Origin of the sequence: Streptomyces coeruleofuscus (genome assembly GCF_039532725.1) — a bacterium.
GTDB classification, from domain to species: domain Bacteria; phylum Actinomycetota; class Actinomycetes; order Streptomycetales; family Streptomycetaceae; genus Streptomyces; species Streptomyces coeruleofuscus.
This window is the reverse complement of the sequence record NZ_BAAASE010000019.1, coordinates 1-20,419: the sequence shown is the minus strand read 5'-3', so window position 1 is coordinate 20,419 and position 20,419 is coordinate 1. Positions and strand designations below refer to the sequence as shown.

Annotated in this window: 20 protein-coding genes and 4 pseudogenes; 18 read left to right on the top strand and 6 right to left on the bottom strand. The window is 66.6% G+C overall.

Features of this window, described 5'->3' with window-relative positions; genetic code table 11:
- The first annotated feature begins 61 nt into the window (after positions 1–61).
- Positions 62–211, top strand: a complete 150-nt coding sequence (locus ABFX81_RS41195) for a hypothetical protein (RefSeq protein WP_306971789.1) — start codon at positions 62–64, stop codon at positions 209–211.
- A complete protein-coding gene (locus tag ABFX81_RS41190; protein ID WP_086842982.1) occupies positions 208–735 on the top strand; it encodes a hypothetical protein in 528 nt (175 codons plus the stop codon). The genes ABFX81_RS41195 and ABFX81_RS41190 overlap by 4 nt, the downstream gene beginning before the upstream one ends.
- Before the next feature lie 82 nt (positions 736–817).
- On the opposite strand, the gene ABFX81_RS41185 is transcribed toward ABFX81_RS41190, so the two are convergent.
- On the bottom strand, positions 818–1,330 hold the full coding sequence (locus ABFX81_RS41185; RefSeq protein ID WP_086843001.1) for a DUF4396 domain-containing protein: 513 nt from the start codon (positions 1,328–1,330) through the stop codon (positions 818–820).
- Between the two features lie 155 nt (positions 1,331–1,485).
- A pseudogene (locus ABFX81_RS42345) lies at positions 1,486–1,665 on the bottom strand (DUF305 domain-containing protein); the annotation flags it as partial.
- A gap of 177 nt (positions 1,666–1,842) precedes the next feature.
- Between ABFX81_RS42345 and ABFX81_RS41175 the strand changes: the two are divergent.
- The 3 genes and pseudogenes from ABFX81_RS41175 to ABFX81_RS41165 all read left to right on the top strand — a co-directional run.
- Positions 1,843–2,178 (top strand): annotated as a pseudogene (locus ABFX81_RS41175) (HNH endonuclease family protein); the annotation flags it as partial.
- A gap of 827 nt (positions 2,179–3,005) precedes the next feature.
- Positions 3,006–3,491 carry a hypothetical protein gene (locus ABFX81_RS41170; RefSeq protein ID WP_086842999.1) on the top strand — a complete coding sequence of 162 codons (486 nt, stop codon included), beginning with the start codon at positions 3,006–3,008 and terminating at the stop codon, positions 3,489–3,491.
- Positions 3,488–4,153, top strand: a complete 666-nt coding sequence (locus ABFX81_RS41165; RefSeq protein ID WP_346139630.1) for an HNH endonuclease family protein — start codon at positions 3,488–3,490, stop codon at positions 4,151–4,153. The genes ABFX81_RS41170 and ABFX81_RS41165 overlap by 4 nt, the downstream gene beginning before the upstream one ends.
- A 194-nt stretch (positions 4,154–4,347) precedes the next feature.
- Here the strand turns inward: ABFX81_RS41165 and ABFX81_RS41160 are convergent, their stop codons facing one another.
- Positions 4,348–4,581, bottom strand: a complete 234-nt coding sequence (locus ABFX81_RS41160) for a hypothetical protein (RefSeq protein ID WP_086842978.1) — start codon at positions 4,579–4,581, stop codon at positions 4,348–4,350.
- 207 nt (positions 4,582–4,788) lie between these two features.
- On the opposite strand from ABFX81_RS41160, the gene ABFX81_RS41155 reads away from it, so the two are divergent.
- From ABFX81_RS41155 to ABFX81_RS41145, 3 genes and pseudogenes are all read left to right on the top strand, one after another.
- Complete coding sequence (locus ABFX81_RS41155) at positions 4,789–5,115, top strand: hypothetical protein (protein ID WP_086842976.1); 327 nt, start codon at positions 4,789–4,791, stop codon at positions 5,113–5,115.
- A 555-nt stretch (positions 5,116–5,670) separates the two neighbouring features.
- Entirely contained in the window at positions 5,671–6,492 is an 822-nt protein-coding gene (locus ABFX81_RS41150) for a lipase family protein (RefSeq protein ID WP_086842974.1), read from the top strand.
- A 392-nt stretch (positions 6,493–6,884) separates the two neighbouring features.
- Positions 6,885–6,992: pseudogene (locus ABFX81_RS41145) on the top strand (MFS transporter); the annotation flags it as partial.
- Positions 6,993–7,010: 18 nt separating this feature from the next.
- On the opposite strand, the gene ABFX81_RS41140 reads toward ABFX81_RS41145, so the two are convergent.
- A protein-coding gene (locus tag ABFX81_RS41140) for an IS5 family transposase (RefSeq protein ID WP_428837271.1) occupies positions 7,011–7,837 on the bottom strand; the annotation gives its coding sequence in 2 pieces (ribosomal slippage) (positions 7,011–7,481 and positions 7,484–7,837; 825 coding nt in all).
- A gap of 38 nt (positions 7,838–7,875) precedes the next feature.
- Positions 7,876–8,066 (bottom strand): annotated as a pseudogene (locus tag ABFX81_RS41135) (IS5/IS1182 family transposase); the annotation flags it as partial.
- 392 nt (positions 8,067–8,458) lie between these two features.
- On the opposite strand from ABFX81_RS41135, the gene ABFX81_RS41130 reads away from it, so the two are divergent.
- The 4 genes from ABFX81_RS41130 to ABFX81_RS41115 all read left to right on the top strand — a co-directional run bounded on the left by ABFX81_RS41130 (position 8,459) and on the right by ABFX81_RS41115 (position 11,646).
- Positions 8,459–9,946 carry a NucA/NucB deoxyribonuclease domain-containing protein gene (locus ABFX81_RS41130; protein WP_346139628.1) on the top strand — a complete coding sequence of 496 codons (1,488 nt, stop codon included), beginning with the start codon at positions 8,459–8,461 and terminating at the stop codon, positions 9,944–9,946.
- Between the two features lie 31 nt (positions 9,947–9,977).
- Positions 9,978–10,580 carry a hypothetical protein gene (locus ABFX81_RS41125; protein WP_346139626.1) on the top strand — a complete coding sequence of 201 codons (603 nt, stop codon included), beginning with the start codon at positions 9,978–9,980 and terminating at the stop codon, positions 10,578–10,580.
- Positions 10,581–10,758: 178 nt separating this feature from the next.
- On the top strand, positions 10,759–11,391 hold the full coding sequence (locus tag ABFX81_RS41120; protein ID WP_086842966.1) for an HAD-IA family hydrolase: 633 nt from the start codon (positions 10,759–10,761) through the stop codon (positions 11,389–11,391).
- A gap of 39 nt (positions 11,392–11,430) precedes the next feature.
- Positions 11,431–11,646, top strand: a complete 216-nt coding sequence (locus tag ABFX81_RS41115) for a hypothetical protein (protein WP_086842964.1) — start codon at positions 11,431–11,433, stop codon at positions 11,644–11,646.
- A 190-nt stretch (positions 11,647–11,836) separates the two neighbouring features.
- Here ABFX81_RS41115 and ABFX81_RS41110 read toward each other — a convergent pair whose 3' ends face one another.
- Positions 11,837–12,346, bottom strand: coding sequence for a lamin tail domain-containing protein (locus tag ABFX81_RS41110; protein ID WP_428837270.1), 510 nt, complete (start codon positions 12,344–12,346; stop codon positions 11,837–11,839).
- A 953-nt stretch (positions 12,347–13,299) separates the two neighbouring features.
- Between ABFX81_RS41110 and ABFX81_RS41105 the strand changes: the two genes are divergently transcribed.
- From ABFX81_RS41105 to ABFX81_RS42340, 6 genes are all read left to right on the top strand, one after another.
- On the top strand, positions 13,300–14,919 hold the full coding sequence (locus ABFX81_RS41105) for a hypothetical protein (protein WP_346139623.1): 1,620 nt from the start codon (positions 13,300–13,302) through the stop codon (positions 14,917–14,919).
- A gap of 565 nt (positions 14,920–15,484) precedes the next feature.
- Complete coding sequence (locus ABFX81_RS41100; protein ID WP_086842957.1) at positions 15,485–16,573, top strand: dsDNA nuclease domain-containing protein; 1,089 nt, start codon at positions 15,485–15,487, stop codon at positions 16,571–16,573.
- Positions 16,563–17,144 carry a hypothetical protein gene (locus ABFX81_RS41095; RefSeq protein ID WP_346139621.1) on the top strand — a complete coding sequence of 194 codons (582 nt, stop codon included), beginning with the start codon at positions 16,563–16,565 and terminating at the stop codon, positions 17,142–17,144. The genes ABFX81_RS41100 and ABFX81_RS41095 overlap by 11 nt, the downstream gene beginning before the upstream one ends.
- Positions 17,141–19,057 carry a hypothetical protein gene (locus ABFX81_RS41090; protein WP_086842953.1) on the top strand — a complete coding sequence of 639 codons (1,917 nt, stop codon included), beginning with the start codon at positions 17,141–17,143 and terminating at the stop codon, positions 19,055–19,057. The genes ABFX81_RS41095 and ABFX81_RS41090 overlap by 4 nt, the downstream gene beginning before the upstream one ends.
- Before the next feature lie 88 nt (positions 19,058–19,145).
- Positions 19,146–19,802, top strand: coding sequence for a hypothetical protein (locus ABFX81_RS41085; protein WP_346139620.1), 657 nt, complete (start codon positions 19,146–19,148; stop codon positions 19,800–19,802).
- Between the two features lie 45 nt (positions 19,803–19,847).
- A complete protein-coding gene (locus ABFX81_RS42340; protein ID WP_428837269.1) occupies positions 19,848–19,997 on the top strand; it encodes a DUF7178 family protein in 150 nt (49 codons plus the stop codon).
- Positions 19,998–20,419 lie beyond the last annotated feature (422 nt).

The window sequence follows — 20,419 nt, the reverse complement described above, 5'->3', positions numbered from 1 at the left end:
TCTCGTAAACAGGTACGAGGCCGGGGCGCCGACGCTCCGGATTGAACTCTTGGAGGCCCTCATGGCCGGCTCACCGCCTCGCTCGGATGCCGATGACGACGACGGAGCGCCCCGCTGGGTGAAGGTGTCCGCGGCGGTCGCGGTCGTCCTGGTCGTGGTGTTCGTGATCGTGCACCTGGCCGGCGGCGGGATGCACGGGCACACACCGTGAGACCGTTCCCGCCACAGCTGCGCAAGCTGACACTGACCCTCCATGTCACCACCTCGGTTGGCTGGCTGGGCGCGGTCGCCGCCTTCCTGGCGCTGGCCGTCGCCGGGCTGTCCAGCAGCTCACCCCAGACGGTGCAGGGCGCCTATGTGGCGATGGAGCTGGTGGGGTGGTCCGTAATCGTTCCCCTCAGCATCGCCTCGCTGCTGACCGGCGTTCTCCAGTCACTCGGCACCGTCTGGGGGCTGCTGCGCCACTACTGGGTCATCGCGAAGCTGCTGATCACGGTGCTGGCCACGCTGCTTCTGCTGGTGCACATGCAGCCGGTCGGACACCTTGCTGACGCGACGGCCCGGGCCACACTCGCGGGCGGCGAGATGGAAGGCATGCGCATCCAGCTGATCGCCGACGCGGCCGCCGCCCTGCCGGTCCTGCTCGCCGCGGCCGCCCTGTCGGTGTTCAAGCCGCGCGGTGTGACCCGCTATGGGCGTCGCCGCCGGCGCGAGCAGAACCTCCTGCCGCACTGACTCCAGAGCCGGGTCGGTTGCTGGGCATCGCCGGATGATGCGCTGCAGCGCAAATGCGCCCGGGCGCGCGTCGTGTGAGAGGTCAGTGGTAGGCGTGGACGATGGCGTGGCCCTTGCCCCGGCCGATCATCCACTTGTTGACCGGGGTCGTGATCACGAATGCGACGGCGAAGCCGCCGAGTAGCGCGGTCCAGAACAGGGAGTCGGACAGGTGGGCGTCCATCGCGCCGCTGAGGGCGATGACGCCGTTGTCGACGAGTTCCATGATCGCGATGGAGACGGTGTCCGCAGCCAGCGCCACCTTGACGGCGCTCTTGAAGTCAAGGCCCGCCCTGCGGAGGGCGAACAGGGTGAAGGAGTAGCCGAAGACGAATGCCAGAGTGATCGCCAGGATCATGGTGGGCACGTTGCCCCACAGCAGGGCGGTGCCGATGACCATGCCGAGGATCTCGCCGATCGCGCATCCGGTCAGGCAGTGCAGTGTCGCCTTCGCCGCCGTTGCCCAGGACGCGCCGCCATGCCCGCCGTGACCGCTGGCCGCCTGGTGTGCGGCGTGGTCGTGAGCGGTGCTGGTGTGGTGTGCGGTGTGGTCCATGACCGTCATCCCCATTCCCGTCCAGTGTGGCCCGATCCCGTGTCCCACACCACAACGATATACCCCTAGGGGGTATATCGATGCAAGTGGTGGAGCGTGACAGGCAGTGGGGGTGTGTCGGGGCCGCGCCGGCCCCCGCTGCCGGAGTGATCAGCTCTTGCCAGGAGGCCGTTCATCCTGGTGATCTCGGCGGTCTGCGAGGTGATGATGGCGCCGGCCATCTTCTTGGCGCCGGGGAAGGCGCCTTCGGTCTTCCCCGTCTTGGCCATCGCCACCGCGCCTTCGTGATGCTTGATCATCACCTCCATGAAGGCGCTGTCGAACGCCATGCCGGACACGGCGATGGAGATCGCGGTGACGAAGGCCAAGGGAAGGACGATCCAGACGTGCCACAGGCGCAGGCCGCGCCGTTCGGCCCGACGTCGGGGCATGGAGAGTCTCACGATCCACTGGACGGCGGGGCCCTCGTTGCCGGTTGCGGCCCGTTCCGGCCAGGTGACCGCGCACCGCACTCCGGCCTGGACATCGACCACATGGTGCCGCTGGCTGAGGCCTGGGACAGTGGGGCGTCGTCCTGGAATGCGCAGCGCCGCGAGGGGTACGCCAACGACCAGGGCCAGGAGGCATCGCTGGTCGCGGTCACCGCCCGCTCCAACCGCAGCAAGGCCGACCAGGATCCGGCTCAGTGGCTGCCGCCCGCTACTGACGCACACTGCCGCTATGCCGCGGAGTGGGTGGCCACCAAACTCCGCTGGAGCCTGACCGCGGACGAAGCCGAGCTGGCAGCCCTGCGCGAACTGGGCGACAGCTGCCCGCTGCAGAACGTCGAGTACGAGCCGGCACCGTAACCTGCCGGCGTAGTAGGGGGCCCGGATCGCGTGAGAACATCTGGCCCCCTCAAGCTGTGAGCCGAACTCCTGGCGCACGTCCAGGGAGCCGCCAGGGCGATGCCCACCACGGCGCGAGCCCGCCAGGACGTTTACCCGGCGCGCCGGCGCGCGGTGTCGACGCCCCAGCTCCGTTCGCTCCGCCAGCGGAACACCCCCGCGTCGGCGAGGAGGGCCAATGGTCCGGGTCCAGCTGGCCCATGGAACACCCCCGCGTGCGCGGGGGAGTTCCGCTGACCCGCGAGGAGGTGGCGGCGGCCTACCAGTCCTCCCCGCCGACGCGGGGGTGTTCCGACGATCGGGGACCGCCTGTCGGCCGCTCTGGCAAAGACCAGGTCATGCGGTGATGCTTTCCACGTCGCCCGCCATCAGCAGGGCGAACGGCGCCAAGTGACCCAGCAGCCGGTCACCGCTGGCCTGGGCTAGTTGATGGCGCCCAGGACACGCCGTTACAGCGGCCGACGGTGTCAGGGGTGGGAGGTTCGGGGCGCGTTGCCTGTCCGTGCGAGAGGGTCGTGGGGGCGTCCCCCGGAGTTCAGTGGTGCGTAGGGCACAGTGGTCGTCTCGGGTGCGCGGGGGCTGGTCTGCCGGTGGTACGCCTGACCTGGCCGTTCGTGTTGCTGTCCGGCTGTGCTACGACACGCCCTTCCGGCCCCTCTTTCGGGGCAATGACCTCTGTCGCGGCTGACTGTGACCGTGGTTGATGAAGCGGACTTCCAAGCTCCGGTGCTGACGTGCGCCGGAGAGGGATGAGCCACGCCAACAACGCGCACAGCAAGGGAGCTGACATGGCAGACATCACGCAGATCCGGGCGAAGATCGAGGTCGCCAACCTGACCGGGGCAGGGTCGGACGACTGGGTGTATTTAGGCATCGCCGGCCGGGAGTTCGTCCTCGACTCCGGCAACGCTGACGACTTCGACACCGACACGAAGAAGGTCTTCGTGCTGGGCGAGCAGCACGAAGACGACACCGAGGGCAACTTCACCGTCGTCCCGGTGGTCGACGGCGAGTACAACGACCCGCGCAAGCCCCAGCTCGACACCGAGGACCTCGGCCTGTATCCGGCCTATCTCAGGGTGGAGGACGCCGGCAACAACGCGGCTCTGTGCCTGGAACGCGTCCGCGTCACCGTCCACGCGGCCGACGGCAGCGTGCACAGGTTCGACAACCTGCGCCTGGACACGGTGGCGGACAACCGCCGGATCTGGCTCCACCAGAAGTACGGCAAGCAGCTGTACCTGCGCCGCGTCAACGAGCGTGGCCAGTCGTGAGGCACCGGATTGGCTACGGCTGGCTGGCCGCGGCCGCGCTGACGGTGTCCGTGTGGGCGGGCACCGTCCCCGCGCACAGTGTCGCGCGGGGCGCGGATGAGACGCTGCCGCTGCGTGAGGCGATCGCCCGGCTGCGGGTGGCCGTGGAGGACCGCACCGGCTACGACCGTGACCGCGAGTTCGGCTCCGGCTGGGTCGACGCCGACCGCGACGGCTGCAACACCCGGGCGGAGGTCCTGCTCGCCGAGGCCATCGAGGCGCCGACGGTGTCCGGCCGCTGCACCCTGTCGGGTGGCGTCTGGTTCTCCTGGTACGACGGGCAGGAGGTGACCCGGACCGACATCGACCACGTCGTCCCGCTGGCAGAAGCGTGGGACAGCGGGGCAAAGGCGTGGGCGCGGGAGCGGCGCGTCGCCTACGCCAACTACCTGGACGACCCCCGGCACCTGGAGGCGGTCAGTCAGCGCTCGAACCGGCAAAAGAGCGACCAGGACGTCGCCGAGTGGCTGCCTGAGGAGTCCGTGCACTGCAAGTACCTGACGTACTGGGTGCCCGTGAAGCTTTCCTGGAGCCTGTCCGTCGACGAGGCCGAACTCGAGGCTTTGGAGAGCCTTGCGGACGGCTGCCCCGACACGGACATCACCTACACACCCGTCCCCTGAACGCCTGCGCCGACGGCCCCGCCGCGCCTGATTATCGTCAGCGCGGCGGCTGGCGGGGCACGTCAGTAGGGGAGAGGTCGCGCTCTTTCCGAGCGACAGTGCTCGTCGGTCCCTTTCGAGGGGAACGGTCGTTGAGCCGGTCATGGAGTTGTCGGCGCAGGCCGGGCCCGGGTGGAGGCCGTGGAGAGCGCGTGTCACCTCGCGGACCTCGCGGGCCCGGACCGTAGAGGATCCGTCGGCCGCTGGGCAGCGTAGCGCCGGATCCGGCGCCGGGCGGGGTCGGTGGAGGGAGTGCCGGCGACGCGGGTGAGGTGGAGGACTTGGCCCTGGTCCTCGCGCAGCCAGATGCGGCGGTTGTCGGCGACGGTTTCGAGGTCGAGGTTGTCGAAGACGTGGTCGCGGGGGGCGACGGTACCGCGCTCGGTCACCGGGCGTGACGGTGGCGCGCTCCGCGCGGTACTGCACGGTCCCCGAACGTCAAGGCAGCGGCGGCATAGACCACATACTTCACCCATATGGGGGATATTGCCTGGTTTGCTCCATATGTGTCACGCAGCATGGTGGCTGTCAGTGCATAGACCGCTGGAGCCTGCCGCAAGGCGGTGCCTCGGTGAACGGCATGAAGGGAGACGCCTATGTACAGCAAGAGCGGATACGAGGAGATGAGCGGCATCAGCCAGGGGGCTCACCTGGTGTCGAACCTGATCGGTGACGTCCTGCGCACCGGGCGGAGCCCTTCAGGAAGGCAGATGTCCGAAAAGGAGCAGCTCGACTGGATCACAAAGGTCGTCACGCACATCGAACAGACCAAGGGCGAAGACGAAGCGATCACGACGTTCATCGAGAGCGTCGGCAAGGGCCTTCAGAAGCCGGGTGAGTTCGTCAACGACAACGCCGGCGGGGCTATCGACGACAGCACGGTCCACCGGACGGGTTCCGGCAAGGTCGTGCCCGGTCTGTAGTTCGCGCTGCGAGCCGGCTCCCCGGACGGCTACCGCGCGGGGAGTCGGTTCTCTGATCGCGCCGGTGGCGTTGTTCGCGGCCCGTTTCCACCCCCGCTTCCGGCTCCTCGAGTGTGCCGAGGTGGCCGGCGGGGGCCGGCCTCCACCGGGGCCTGCCAGACGTCCGGACGGCCGGCAAACCAACTCTGGGGTGCTTGCTCGAGTCGGGACTTGCCTCAGACGTGTTGAGTCGCGGCACCAGCGGACGTGCCCTCCTGCTGGCCGGAGTTGTGGGCGCTACTGCCGTCGGCAGCACTACCGGCGGTTCCGGCCGACGTCGCATACCTGCGCTCGTCCGGGCTGAAGAGATCGACTGGGTTCTCACCGGTTCAGCGGCCCGCCCTGCCTCCTCGTAACCGCCTTCTGTTCGTGGTCGACAACGCGGCAAAGGCAACGAGTGACGGGCCGGGCGCGTGGCGCTGATCGGCCGGAACAGCCCATATACGAGGAGCAACAAAGGCGCCTGGCCACATCTCGTGCGGGCGCATCCCAGCTCAAGTGCGAGGAGTATCAGCGATGTCCGTGCCGTCGACCATCGACCACTCTGCCACCGGCTACAGCCTGGCCCACGCCTACTGGCTGGCCAAGGCCTCCGAACTGGCCTACAAGGACGAAGCCACGATCGAGAAGCAGGCGCGCGCCTGGGGCTTCGACCAGGTGCAGCACCATCAGACCCGCTTCAGCCCGCCCTTTCCCCTGCAGGACACACAGGCCTACACCGCGGCGAGCGATCACATGATCATCACGGCGTTCCGCGGCACGGAACCGGTCCAGATCAAGGACTGGCTCTCGGACGCCACCACACCGCCCCGCCCGGGCCCCGGCGGTACCGGCTATGTCCACCACGGCTTCGCCGAAGCACTGGAGTCGATCTATCCCGAGGTCCAAGACGCCCTCGCGGAGTACCGCACCAACGGCCAGACGGTCTGGTTCACCGGACACAGCCTCGGCGGCGCCCTGGCCATGCTCGCCGGAGCCCGCATGTACCTCGAAGAGCCGCGCCTGGCAGCCGACGGCGTGTACACCTACGGCCAGCCCCGCACCTGCGACCGGCTCCTGGCCGCCGCCTACAACAAGGGCTTCAAAGACCGCATGTACCGCTTCGTCAACAACAACGACACCGTGCCCCAGATGCCGCCCGAGCCCGCCTACACCCACGTCAGCGCACTTCGCTACATCGACTCCCGCGGCCGGCTGCACGAGACCATGCCGCTGCTCGGCTCACTCACCGACCGGGCAAGAGGCCTGACCGCCGACGCCCTGGCGCCGGCCAGTGACGGGGTACGCGACCACTTCATCGACGCCTACGTCACCGCGTTGGAGAAGAACCTCACCTGACCGGGCAGCCGACAGCCTTCTCACAGCTTGCCGCAGCGCCTATCAGCCGACGTGGCCGCCGTCAATGCCTCCGCTCGGAGCGGGCGGAGCTGGGGTGCGGGGGCGGTCGTCGGCCCAGGCACCGGCGCTGCTGCGATAGAGCGAGTGGTGCACCGAGGGGGTCCGCAACAACGTCGGCGCCAGCATGCTGCGTCGTCCGGGATCACTGGGCCGGCCATCATGAAGCTCTGCCAGGACTCGCATGCCGTTGGGCGCTGGTGGGCCTGCGTTTCAGCCTGAGGCGGTCATGATTCGTCCGGTCACGGTGCTGCTGACGGCACGGCAGGGTGGCCGGGGGAGTCAGGTTGGTGCGGGGAAGTGTGGAGGGTGCCGTCGATGAGACCGTAGCCCTCGGCCCGTACGGCCTGCTCATCGCCGTGTCGGGCGTGGCTGGCATGGTCCGCGGCAACCTCACCCTGCTCCAGGCCACCGCCATCACCGACCGCTGGGGCACAACGCACTAGGGAGCGTCTTGCCGATCATGTGTCTAGCCAGATGAGTGTGCTGGCCAGGGTGAGGGCGGCCAGGTACCGGCCGGGTTGTTTCTCGTAGCGGGTGGCGATGCCGCGCCACTGCTTGAGGCGGTGGAAGCAGCGTTCGACGACGTTGCGGCGGCGGTAGATGGACCTGTCGAAGCCGCAGGGCCGTTCGCGGCGCCGGCGTCTGCCCGCGAGTTGGTCGACCCGTTCGGGGATGGTCGCCTTGATTCCGCGTCTGCGCAGGTAGGCGCGGAAGGAGCGGGCCGAGTAGCCCTTGTCGGCCACGACGCGTTCAGGCCGCCGACGAGGGCGTCCCGGCCCGGGCCGGGCGACGCGGATCGCGTCGATGACAGCTTCAGCTTGGGTGCAGTCGTTGCGTGTGCCGGCCGTGACCGTGAAAGTCAGCGGGCGGCCCCGCCCGTCACAGGCCAGGTGGATCTTGCTGGTCAGCCCACCGCGGGAGCGTCCGAGCCCGCGCTCCTCGAGCCCCCTTTGGCGGCGGCGTGCTGATGGGCCCGGACAATCGTGGAGTCCAGCGCGACCAGCCAGTCCACCTCCGCCCTTGTCTGGGCCGCGGCCAGGATCCTGTCGAAGGTGCCGTCGGCCGCCCAGCGGGCGAACCGCCCGTGCACCGTCTGCCACGGGCCGAACCGCTCCGGCAGATCCCTCCAGGGCACACCGGTACGGAACTTGAACACGATGCCATCCATGACCTGACGGTGATCCCGCCACCTGCCCCGGGCACGGCCCACCGGCGGCAGCAACGGCTCAATCACCGCCCACGCGGCCTCAGATACTTCCCCATCCCTTACAACCGATCCAACGATCGGAAGATCGGCAAGACACCCCCTAGGTCCTCGGTGGATCACGACCGGAGCCAGAGCCGAAACGAGACAGCGGTGACGGTGCCGTGGAAGACGTAGGCGCATTTGTCGAACCGCGTCGCGATAGCCGGAAGTTCTTGAGGGCATTGATCGTCCGCTCGACCTCGTTCCTGCGCCTGTAGATCGTCGAGACTCCGCACGCCTTCACGGGACGCCCACGCCCGGGAGGCCGCGTTCCAGCAGATCACCCAATTCCGTCGGTTGACCCTGGGCCTGCTGAATGTGCGTATGGCGAAGGCTCGCGAAGACCAAACCGCGCCCACTGCGCCGCCAAGCAGTTGCTGTGCCACCGGGACTTGAACCGTCCGGCCGCCAGCACGGCCCATACCGCTCCCAGGCGCTCCTGCCCAGCAGCGAGGAGGGCAGGCGGCACCACGCGCAGGCCATAGGCCGCTAACGCGTCGATGGCTCACTCGCCGTGGAGGAATACTCCGTTGCCGGTCTGTCAGTCCCCTGTGCTTTGATCAGATCGACCCGGCGCGGACATGTCACGTCTGTGGGGTGGCCTCGCGCTGTTCTGACCAAACAGGGGGTTACAACTTGAGACCGAGAACCATGCTGGCGGTGGGCGCTGTGACGCTGGGGCTGCTGGGCAGTCATCTGGGCGTCGCGCAGGCGGCAGTGGAGCAGGAAACGGGTGCGGACACCTCGCTGACCACGAGTGTGGCCGCGACCGATCCAGTCGCTGATGAGGTGTCACCGGAGTCGGAAGCCGACGACGGTGATCCGGACGCCGCACCGTCGGCGGAAGACCTGGCCCTGGGCGCGGACAGTACGGCTGGGGAACCGGAGGCGGCCCCGGAAACCGCTGAGGACGGAGAGCGCGTCGGGCTGGCCGCCGGCCAGCAGGCCACCTGCGACGGGCGGGTGAAGGACGTTGCCGGGACTCCCGGTGCGCAGTACGCGGCCTGCGCGTCGCCCCTGGAGCCGGCGGTCGAGCTGACCTCCGACGAACAGGCAGTGCTGTCGCAACTTGAGGCTCCTGCCGACACCTCTGCGGCTGAGTCAGCCGTCCTGGCGGCCGAACCGGAAGCCGGGCAGGCCGGATCAGAAGCCACGCCGCAGACCGCCGCGTACGACACGGCACCGCCTGTTGCACCGGCCGACGAGTCCGACACCGCGGCCGCGGCAGCCAGGCCCAAGCCGTGGAAGGAACCCAAGTGGTGCATCGACGCAGGCGTGGACAACACGTGGTACATCGAACGCATGCGCGGCTGCGGCATCTGGCGTGCTGAGGTCAACGTCGAAGACGTGCGCACGGGCCGCAAGATCGGCGGTATCAAATACATCGCCATCGGCTACTCCTTCTCCGCCCGCGACTCCAAGACATGGGCCTACCAGGTAAGGCTGCTGGAGACGAAGCGGTGGGGGCGCGGGGTGAACGGGACCAAGGCGTCCGGGAGCGCTTCCTGCATCGGCAAGTGCAAGGTCGCGAAGAAGAACTTCCCGGGCCAAACGATCTCCAAGAGTGCCGAGCCCTACGGGCAGTTCTTCATGGACACCGCGATCAACACCGGTGCCTCCAAGCAGCGGGGAACGGGCCGGAGCGTCGCCTCCTGGACGTTCAGCAACCGGGAGTGGGTTGCGCCGTCTGAGCCGACGAAGCTGTCCACCGTGGACGTCCGCTGTGACAACGCGCTGCCCGGCGCTCCCCGCCAGGTCGGCTGCGTCACCCTGCAGGCCGTGCCGGTGATCAGCTACAGCCAGACCGGGCCGTGGCCCGAGGTCGCCAAGCACATCAAGGACGCCCAGGCCACCGGGCTGCCCGGCAAGTACGGCACGACGAACTTCCTGACACGGCTCACCGACCGCAAGAAGAGCCAGGAGAACCGGGACAAGGCGTGCCCGTCGAGCCTGGAGCGCCCGCCGGGCAAGTCCTGCGACGAGTACCCCTTCGCCAGTACCTGGCAGGGCGCCAAGTACGGCAACGGCAAGTTCAGCCGCCGCATGGTCAACGCCAAGCAGAACACCGATGCCGGCAAGGCCCTCAAGGGCTTCTACACCTACAGCCGCGTACTGGAAGGGGACCGGTTCCTGGTATGGATCAGGTAGACCCAGCCAGATGAGACCAGACGAGGCCACCGTGAATGAGCCAGCCCGTACAGGCACAGCCCTGGTGCACGCGGAGTACCACCTCTTCCAGATCACGGACCCGCAAGGGCCTGCGGCCGACGACCTGGACGCAAGCCGTACCGGCCTGGTGTCCGCCGATGGCGGAGCCATCGAGGTGACCACCGGGATCCACACCGGAGATGTCCACGTCACGGTCGAGCCGCACTCCCAGCGGCCCGACCCCGACCCGGGCTGGGAAGAGGTCGCTGAGATCTCATGCAACTCCCCTTCCGGGGAACTGCTCGTGACGTCCTTCATGGACGACCCCGCGGATCTGCCCTCGCTGGCCTCTCAGGGTCCCGGCTCGTACCGGCTGCGCGTCCACGCGCGCGGCCGGGACAGCGCCGTCGACCAGACGACGGTGGATGAAGCCGTGGAGTCGTATCTGATCCAGAGCTGGCCCGCTGCCCACCAGGACGCGCTTCTGCTGAAGGCGACAGACGCCTACGGGGCCCAGGTACGGGCCCAGCCGGCTGACGACACCATCGTCATCGACCACGAGGACTCACTCGGCACCCAGACCGGCCGGGAACGCGACATCCTGCACCGGGCTGAACGCGGCGACTACTCCTGACCCGCGATCACGCGCGCCTTCGGTTGGGGCGGCTGCCCCAACCGAAGAGCCGCGACAGAGATCGTTCATCTTCGATTTCGTGGGCGACCTGAGACGCCCCCTCGGCCGACCGTCGGCTCAAGGGCCTGTCCTTGGTTGTGATCTAGGAACGGTCGAACGCTGTGCTATTCATGGGCAGGTGACGGCTTCCGAGACATCCAGCAGGCCCTTCGAGGCGGTGCTGTGCGACCTCGACAACGTGATCCGCTTCTACGACTTGGCTCCACTGGCCGAGTTGGAACGCGCCGTTGGAGTGGCCGAGGGCACCACCGCAGAGGTGGCCTACGCCCCTGAAGTGGACCTGCCGCTTCTCCTCGGCAAGATCACTAAGGAGACATGGGTGGACTCCATCGCGTCGGCGCTGTCCGACCAGATGCCGTTGACGCATGCCCGGGAGCTCGGAATGGCGCTGGCCGATGCTCCGTTCCGGGCCGACGACGTGGTGGTGGCTATGCTGCGCCGGGTGCGGAGACATATGCCCCTGGTCCTGGTGACCAACGCGACATTGGAGCTGGAGCGCGACCTTGAGTCGATGGGGCTGGCGGATCTCGCGGACCACGTCGTCAGCAGCGCCCGAGTGGGAGTGGCCAAGCCTGACCAGGTGATCTACGAGATCGCAGCCGAGCGGGCCGGTGTTGCCGCCCACCAGTGCCTCTTCGTGGACGACCGGTGGGAGAACGTCGAGGCCGCCGTTTCCCTCGGGATGACCGGTGTGCACTACCAGGGGTCTACCGACCTTCAGAAGCTGCTGGACTTTCTACCCAGCAATTGAGAAGCCCACTGAGGCCCGCGCCATCCGGGCCGCGCCCTCGTGCCCCTCCTGCGCATCCTCACCGCCCAGTTCCTCCACCAGGGCGCCCACGCCCTGGTCCTCGACCACACCGGCATCTCCCACTGGTGGGCGAAGGACCTGCCGACGGTCACGCACCGCGGCAACGTCGCCGGCATCCACGACGCCCTCGGGGGTGCCTGCTGCACATCCAGGCTTCCGCTCCCGTACTTGGGGATGAGTGACGACCACACCTGAGCCCGCTTCTCCGCCACGATGGTCGGTTAGCCCCAGGACTGGGCGTGCGCTGTGGTCGTCTCGCGCCGGTAGTCAGCGTCGTGCAGTCCATCGCACTGTGCGCCGGGCCATCCTCTGGCCCAGCCTCACGCGGAGGTGACGGCGTCGCGCTCTATGGGCCGCCGCCGTGGCCGGCGGATTGGGGTGGGTCTTAGCCGTGGAAGTTGATGTAGCCGTTGCCGTCGGGGTCGTCGTTGCTCTTGGTGTAGGCGTGGACGTCGGCGCGGCTGCCTGAGGGCTTGTACAGGTAGATGGTGTCCTTGTCGTTGTTCCACAGGAAGTTGCAGTTGTCGCGGTAGACGACGTTGTGGGTGTCGGAGTCGGTGCCGTGGCCGCCGCGCAGCTTCACATAGTCGCCGGGCTGCAGGTAGTGGTTGGCGGTGAAGGTGAAGCGGTTACCGGTGGCGTCCTTGACGGCGTAGCCCTTGAGGTTGATCGTCGAGCGGGACGAGTAGTTCTTCACCGTCAGGTACTCCTCGTCGGTGTTGCCCGAGGAGCAGCTGTTGGAGTCCCGGCCCGGCGCGTCGTACTGAACTCCGCGGATCTTCAACGCCGAGCTGTACTCGGCGGCGTGGGCGGGGACGAAGGACAGGGCGGTCAGCGCGCCGGCCGTAACAGCGGCAGCCGTGACGAGGTTCTTGCGCAAGAGCGGGCTCCCCATGGTTGAGCGTGTGGTGTCGCCTGTGCAGGACACGCACCCGGGGCCGGTGGTTGCGCAGAGATGAGGACCTTCACCCGTTCGAAGGGCGTAGAGGTACGTTGCCTGCGGCGGTGGAGGCCCGGCCACCTGCGCCATCTGTCTCCACACGATGCTCCTGGCCCGCGGCGAGTGGTGCTCGGAATCAATTCGGCCACGGCCCCTCGTGCTCGCCGCACCCTCGTAGCCGGCGGCCGCACGAACGACGACCCGCCGGGTAGCTAACGGGGTTCGGTGCACACCGGCCCTCGGAGGAGGAACCGTCGTCCGGAGCTGGAACAGTTCTTCCGCCTGGAAAGAGGGCCCTGGACCTGACGCGGGCGAAACGCCGTCCGGCGACGAGGTGTTCGGATGCCCGGCACCTTCCTGACCGGGGACCAGTCGGCGGTCCCGGCTGCCGTGGTGCGGCTGGTGACAGGGGCCCTACCAGCACCCGCTATCGCAAGTCCGTGTGGTGACTGGCGGAAGCGGATGTTCCCGGTCGGGCGCAGGGTCATGGTGCCGGGTTGTCGTCTGGGCGCCGACGACGGGCGTACCGTGCCCGCACCTTGCGAGCCAGCACGAGGGAGGCGGCCAGGGCCAGACCCGACAGGAAGTTCCCGGCGAACTCGAATGCGAACTCATACACAGCACACCGCCGCGGGGCGAATGTGTCCGAACGAATGCGGTGGGTGACTCCTGTTGGCCATGCTGGTCTCCTCCTGCAGCGGGTGGCGCCGTTCCGGTCGGAAGCCGGGGCGGTGCACCCACCGTCGGGGACCAAAAAATCTTGCTCAAGAGGAAAGAAAGCGCAGACCAGGGGTGAAATAAAGCCCTTGGTGGGGGTCGGGGGAAAGAACTTGGCGAGGCAGGACACCAACGGCCGACCAGAGGAAGGCCGACCGCAGGGGCGCCCGCGCAAGGAGCTTCCGGAGGCGATGGAACCGAAGAAACGGGCCTTCGTCGAAGTGCTCCGGGTGGTCGTCTTCGATCGGATGAAAGAACTGGGCTTCACCTATGCCGCGATGATCAAGAGGCTGGGGTACAGCGAGACGAAGCTCAGCAGGATTGCCAACGGCCTGCAGCTACCCGATTGCGCGGAGCTGTTCGCGCTGCTGGATCTGGTCGACGAGAAGGCCCTTGGGCAGCCGCTGACCGAAACAGTCCGCGAACACGTGTGGGGTCTGTATCTGCGTGCTGTGGAAGTCACCCGGCCAGATCTCGCCGAGTACTACCGCTTTAAGAAGGAGGAGGAGGACATCCGGCGTCGCCAGCACGCCATGGCGGCCGAGCGGGCATCCCGGCCACCGGAGTCTGCGGCCGAAGACGACCTGGACAAGGAGCACCCGGCTGTCCAGCTCCGGGACGAAGCCGCCCGGCTGCACCTGCAGATCGCACGCGCTGGAGTCCCACTTCCTCCGCAGCCCATCGTCACGCCACCCCCCGGTGCCCAGCGCCCCCCAGCTGTCGACGCAATGCTGGACAACACCGCTTGGCTGCTGGACCAGGTTGAGCAGGCGCTGATCCGCCAAATCGCTCGCGCCGAACCCGTAGACGCTGTTTCTGATGAAGAAACCACTCGGTCTGCGCCCCCTCCGCCCGTGCCTCGGCCTTCCCCTTTTCGGTCCACCGCTGCGTTGCCGTCAGGGGAGATCGCCCGGCGCGCCGGCCACGCAGCCGCCTACCTCCTTTCGTTCGCAGTGGTCCTGTTATGTACCGTCCTGGTTGCCGGATACGTCTTGGACCGTCTGCCCACCGACGACAGTTCGCCCTCACCCTCCCGAGGCGCTGACCAGGGCGGCGGTGCCAGCGGTAACACCACCACTACCTCTGACGGCGGATCGTCCCGTAACCCTGGTGGGGCGGGAGGCACGGGAGGCACCGGTGACTCTGGCAGCGGCACCACCAACCGAGGCGCCGACAATAGCGGATCCACGACCCGCGGCGGCGGGGAGAGCAGCCCGTCCAGACTGCCCGCCCCCACACTCCTGCAGCCAGGGGACGGGGCAGTGCTCACCCACTCCCCGCGGACCACGAGGGTCGAATGGGCCGGTGTGACCGGCGCGTCCGAATACCGTGTCGAGGTCGAGTGTCAGCACTGCGTGACCATTGGCGCCTGGTCCCCACAGGCCAACACCACAACCACCGACACCAGCCACAGCTTCCAATGGCCAGCCGACAACGAGGGCCGGTGGCGGATTACCGCCATCGCGGCGGATGGGACCAGCGGAAGCACCAGCTCCTGGCGATATTTCCGCTACGACACCAGCATGCAGGCACCCGTGCAGGTCAGCCCCGCTGACGGCACGGTGTTCGAAACCTTCCCACGGACCACCACGCTTACCTGGGAGTCCGTCAGCGGGACAAGCCGGTACACCGTCGAGGTTGAGTTCTACGACACTGAGTGGCGTCCCTGGATCAAGGACGAGACGGCAAGCACCAGCTACCAGTTCGACTTCGTGGGCGTCCAAGAGGGCCGCTGGCGGGTTACCGGCATCGCCGAGGACGGAAGCTCAGGCCCCAGCAGCAGCTGGTGGCATTTCACCTACACCGTGTGATGAATCAAGAGCGTGCCCACCAAGCTGCCGGACCACACGGACGTGCGGGGTTCTCGGCGTCACAGTTATGCCGGTAACAGTGACGACGAAGCTGGCCGAGCCGCGTCCCCCACCAGCACGGGCCGGCTGGCACGGGCCATGCCCCTGCCCTCAACGGCCACGCCGACATCGTGCGTCAGCGCGGATGACGGCCCGGCGTCACCTCGATCGTGGTTGCCGGCCGTCAGGTCCGGCAGTCCGCACCGAAATCCCACCCGGATCGTCGAACATGCTCCCAGGATGAGGCCCCACCTCGGCGAGCCGCCCATCCTCTGCCAGCAGACGCACACGACTACAGAGCGTCCCCTTCACGTCGTGAACGGACCTCTGAGGGCCAGCGCGTATTGCGCGCAGCTTTTGATCCCTGCCGTGACGCACGGCGTTCGATTCGGTGCTGACCGTTGCCCCCCAGGAGCGAGTGGTGATCTACTGCATTTCCGATGTCGTTGGGGGAGGGCATACGTGCGACAAGACGTGTGTGCCGGGTGTATGGAAGTGTTGAGCCGGGGGGCGTCGAGGAGTGCCAATGGCTTTGGCACCTGCTGATGGCGGGCGGCGTAGTCGGCGGGGTTTCGCCTACCAGGACGTAGTCACTCTCCTGGACTGCTTGGACATGCTGGATGGGCAGTGGACTTCAGTGTCCTGGGAAGACCTGGAAGATATCCTCTGCTACCGCGATGACGCGCCGAACTACCGCCAGGTCAAGACGATCGAAGAGGCCGGTACCCGGCACAGCGTGGCCAGCGTCTGCAGGCCGGAAACCGCTCAGAAGACGGCAGAGACGAGCTATCTGGGCAAGTTGTTCCTGGGCAAGCCTCTTCCGGAGGGCACCCGCTTCACGCTCATCATCAACGAAGTGCCACTGCGCGACCTGTATGAGTTCGCGGTGGAACGAGATCGCCCACGCGGGTCGGTGAGCGAATCCACGCGCAACGCCGTCATCGAGCGACTGAGCTGCCTGCAGCTTCCGGACGGCCGCGACGTTGCCTGGTGTGTGGATCGTCTTGATGTCCTCGTCGTCGGCCGCACGATCGAAGACGTCGAACGAGAGACGCTGCACCGTTTGGCCCCGCATGTCGGCGCGCTCCTGGGCACCGGACCGATGTACGCGGAAGTGGAGGAGGTGATGGCCCGGCTCGTAGAGGGCATCGCTCGCAGCGCCCGGGCCCTGCGAGCGCAGAGCGTCAGCCGCGATACCTTCCAGGCCGCCCTGGAAGACAGCGTGCGCAAGGTCACTGGCCGACGCAGCGACGGCTCGACTGAACCCTTGATGACCCTGCAGGAGAAACTCCGGCCGGCAGGCGTCTCCGACGTGGAAGCCGAAGCCCAGCACGACGCCATGCTCACCTTTCGCCGCAGGCGCCGGGCCAGCATCGGCACCAGGCGGCAGCAACTCGACGACCTGGCCGACGACGTGCACGCCCTGTGCACCGTGACCATGGCCGAGCGGCGCAGCGGCCTCATCCCCCCAGGCCCCGACGCCTACCAGGCCACGATCCTCAAAGTGGCCCAGATGCCCCAGGTAGCCGAACGTACGTACAACCTCGTTGATGCCCTGGCCACCCTCAGCGACATCACCGCACGCTGCCTGAACAGGTACGTCGATGCCTCATAAAATCGGCAGCCGCGTTGTCCCGCCCCTGCACCGCCCCTGGGACCCAGACGACTCCCCGGACTTCCACGCCGCGCGCCTGCTACTGCTCATCCACCTGTGCGGCCAGCAACCGGGCTCCTACGTCGCCGGCCGGACCAAGTTCGCCAAACTCGACTTCTTCCTGCGCTACCCAGGATTTCTTGAACGCGCTCACGCCGCCATGCCGCAAGTAGTGCCACTCGGTGACGCATTTTTGGCCCAGGACTCCACTGAGGTCGAAGCGCCCATGGTCCGCTATCGCTACGGCCCCTGGGACCACCGCTACCGGCAGTTTCTGGCCTTCCTCGTCTCGCGCGGGCTGGTCACCGTCACCACCAGCCACAAGCCCGAACGCATCAAGCTCAAGGCCGCCGGCCGCCAGGCCGCGGAGCGGCTCGCGCGCACCCCTCAGTTCCAGCCGCTGGTCCGCCGCTGCGAAGCCATGCAGGGCAACCTCGCCAGCATGACCGGCACTCAGCTCAAAGACCTGATCTACGAGCTTTTCCCGGACGAGGTCGGCAACGCGCCCTTCCGCCAGGAGATCCAGCCATGACCAAGCCTGTCATCGCACACCCCGACCGCGGCATCCGTGTCGAGTCCGTCCGGCTTGTGCAGCACACCGGTGAGATCGACGAGTACACCTTCCACTCCGGCATGCTCAATATCATCACCGGGGTCCGCAACAGCTCCAAGACCACCACCCTCAAGGCGATCGACTACTGCCTGGGCGACCGTGACAGCCCCCGAGATGCCTTGACCATCGCGGTAGCCGAGAAGTACGTCGAAATCAGCACAGATCTGACACTGAACGGCACCCCGCACACGCTGACCAGGTCACTTCACCACGGCCGCATGAACAAGGTCTACATCGACGGAGACGACCTTAACGTCGACGCCTTCTCCAGCTGGATCCTGCAGGAGCTCAACTGGCCCGACCTGCAAATCCCCAAGGGAATCGTCGCGGGATCAGCCAACCAGCTCACACCTTTATCGTTCCGCAACACCCTGCGCCACATCTACCGCAACGAAAACTCCTGGACCGACTTCGCCAACAAAGAAGCCGAGTTCATCCGGCGCGCCGTCGTGAGCCAGCTCCTCGGATTCGCCCGCGTCAAGTACTCCAACACGGACTTCCATATCGCCCAGGCCAGAAAACGCCTGGCCGAAGCCCAGGCCATCGAACGTGAAGTCCAAGAGAGTACCCTCCAGGCCGTCACCGCCATCTCCGACCGCCTCAACATCCCCGTGGCCCGCTCACTGGAGCAAGTAGCAGCCGCTCGCGACGCCGTCCGAGCCGAACTCGACGCCGCCTACGAGCAGCGCCGACAGCTCACCGCCGACATCAACAGCCTGGTCCACGGCGGCCACGAGACCACCGGCGCCGGGTATGACACCACCCTCACCGCCGACTACGAGAACACCTCACGCCGCCTCCAGCGTGCCCTGGACGAGGTGACCGGCCTTGAGCAACTCCACGACGAGCACAGGCAGTCGGCCCAGACGGTCACCGCAGAGATCGGCCGTATGCAGCGCCTCATCACTTCCGTCGATCTCTTCGACGCCCTGCCTGTCCGGCTCTGCCCCGCCTGCGAACAAACTGTCGATCCACGCCGTCCCCACCACGACGACGCCTGCTACCTCTGCAACCAGCCCGTCAGCGACGACCAACGCCGGCGCCGCGCCCAGGTCGAAATCCGATCCCTGAAGTCAGAACTGGCAGATCTGCAAGACGTCATCGCCCGCACTACCGGCGATCTGCAAACCGCCCACGAACGCCGCACTCACCTGGAACAACAACAAGCCGAACTGGCCAAGCGCATCAACAACGAACGAGCCGCCCAACTAGCCCCTTTCATGACCGCGCTGGAGGACCTCGCTGGAAACATCGCCCAGCTGGAACAGAAGATGACCGCCTTCCCGGCCATCGAAGAGATCCTGCAACGCCGCATCGAGGCCACCCAGACCGTCGCATCAGCCCAGCAGGCCCTGAACGACATCACCGAGGCCCAGCCCTCGCACCAAGCCGTCGGCCTATCCCCGGCCGACCGTTGCGCCCTCTTCGCAGACCGCATGAACTCCTTCCTCCAGACCTACCGAGGACATGGCTGGGTCAAGGGAAGCATCACCATCAGCGACAGCGACCTCACCTTCTATGTCGGCACCCGCCCTTGGAACCAGATCCTCGGCGCCGAACTACGGGTGCTCTTCTTCCTCGCCTACAGCTACGCCACTCTCTTCCTGGCGAACGACCTGGACGAAGAGTGCGCCTTCCCCGGGTTCCTGATGCTCGACAACCCCTACCAGCAAGGCATCGACGCCAGCGTCATTAAGTCCGTTCTACAGGACCTGGGAAAAGCAGCTCAAGCCACGGGCACACAGGTCATCACGACTCAAGCGCTCCCCCAGTCTCTCCGAGGCGAAAACGTCCGGCACATTGAAATGCCGCAGGTTTACGAAGCAAGTTAGCGTGACTGGTGACCGAAAGACTTAAATTCGCCTCCCGGTGAGTGATGGAAATGCGCATTAGAGGCGACCGCAACATTGGGAGATTCTGGTGGATCACCGCTTGCGAGAAGAAATCAGGGAACTTGCACGCCGCTTGGCAAGCGACAGCGATCAATCTGAGCTGCTTGATAAGCTAATCGACCATCTACAAGAGAAAAATGTTGAGCTGGCAGCCCGCAGTAGGCGAGGTGCAATCCTTATCGCCCTCCTGGTTTTGCTGTTCGAACTAGTAACTCGGAACCTAGTAGGAGAAATCTCCTTCCTTTCGATTAAACTTTCCAAGTTGGCTTTCGTTACAGCCTGTATTCCGCCTATAACGGCATACATGGTCAGTTCTTTGGTCATGACCTCAAAGATTGCTGAAGTGGTACGGGAGGCCCAGAGGGCGTTGATCGAATCTGCCCATCCTTCCTGGCCGACTTCAGGTCTTCACGATCTCATCGCACCCGACTACTCCCCCCTATTCCCGCGTATTCCCACGGTTCTTACGAATAAGCTGGTGCGTGGCGGCCTGCAGCTCCTTATCGAACTGACCGAGGTGCTGCTTTTGATCATAGGCCCCGTGTGTTTCTGGGGATATGCTTACGTCAGGCTTTTTGATCTTCGGTCTGCCGCAGACGCCCTAGTGTGGTGCTCACTCGCAGCTACCTCGCTGTTCGCACTTCTTGCCGTCTTTATCGCTGCATCTAAGCCGCAGAACAATTGATGACTTCCCCTATAGTCTGTATAGAGGTAGGAGTGGATCAGTCAATTGCACGGCCAGCGGGATCGAAGGTTGGGAGCGGTTGGCCGCTACAACCTACTCGCCGACTGCTACCGGGCCGCTGCGCGGGAAATCGGAGAAGTCCCCAGCAAAGTCCAGGCCGTTACCTGGGTAGCCCACATCGAACGCAATCGATAAAGCCCGGGGGTGGGGTCTGGTTCCAGAGTTCATCTGGGTCTACAGTTTGATGCACGGGGGTGGTCTGGTTCTCCAATCGCTACACAGGCACATGACCTGATGCAGGGTCACCGGCCCCGGCCACTTCCCTCTCCTCGTTGCTCGGGCCGTAGGCCCGTTGGCCGCACCGCGCAGCGGGGCCGGCCTTTTGGCCGCGTAGCGGCTCGGGTGGCTGGAGCGCAGCGGAGGCCGCCCTCACGGGGCCGTAGGCCCCGGAGCTCCGGGAGCGCAGCGGACGGAGCGTCATCCGCCTTGCGCAGCAAGGCGGGTGGGCTGCTCGCGCAGCGAGCAGCTCCGCTCCCGCGGAGCGGGAGCGCAACACCCGCGCGCAGCGCGGGTGTTCGCTTGCATATCGCGCAGCGATATGGTACCCGCTCCGCGGG

What these genes read in the sequence shown, in the direction of transcription:
- ABFX81_RS41110 (WP_428837270.1), bottom strand. Translation starts at nt 12,346, where the DNA reads ATGGGGAGCCCGCTCTTGCGCAAGAACCTCGTCACGGCTGCCGCTGTT.
- ABFX81_RS41095 (WP_346139621.1), top strand. Translation starts at nt 16,563, where the DNA reads ATGCCTCATAAAATCGGCAGCCGCGTTGTCCCGCCCCTGCACCGCCCC.
- ABFX81_RS41100 (WP_086842957.1), top strand. Translation starts at nt 15,485, where the DNA reads ATGGCTTTGGCACCTGCTGATGGCGGGCGGCGTAGTCGGCGGGGTTTC.
- ABFX81_RS41170 (WP_086842999.1), top strand. Translation starts at nt 3,006, where the DNA reads ATGGCAGACATCACGCAGATCCGGGCGAAGATCGAGGTCGCCAACCTG.
- ABFX81_RS41090 (WP_086842953.1), top strand. Translation starts at nt 17,141, where the DNA reads ATGACCAAGCCTGTCATCGCACACCCCGACCGCGGCATCCGTGTCGAG.
- ABFX81_RS41155 (WP_086842976.1), top strand. Translation starts at nt 4,789, where the DNA reads ATGTACAGCAAGAGCGGATACGAGGAGATGAGCGGCATCAGCCAGGGG.
- ABFX81_RS41105 (WP_346139623.1), top strand. Translation starts at nt 13,300, where the DNA reads ATGGAACCGAAGAAACGGGCCTTCGTCGAAGTGCTCCGGGTGGTCGTC.
- ABFX81_RS41150 (WP_086842974.1), top strand. Translation starts at nt 5,671, where the DNA reads ATGTCCGTGCCGTCGACCATCGACCACTCTGCCACCGGCTACAGCCTG.
- ABFX81_RS41185 (WP_086843001.1), bottom strand. Translation starts at nt 1,330, where the DNA reads ATGGACCACACCGCACACCACACCAGCACCGCTCACGACCACGCCGCA.
- ABFX81_RS41195 (WP_306971789.1), top strand. Translation starts at nt 62, where the DNA reads ATGGCCGGCTCACCGCCTCGCTCGGATGCCGATGACGACGACGGAGCG.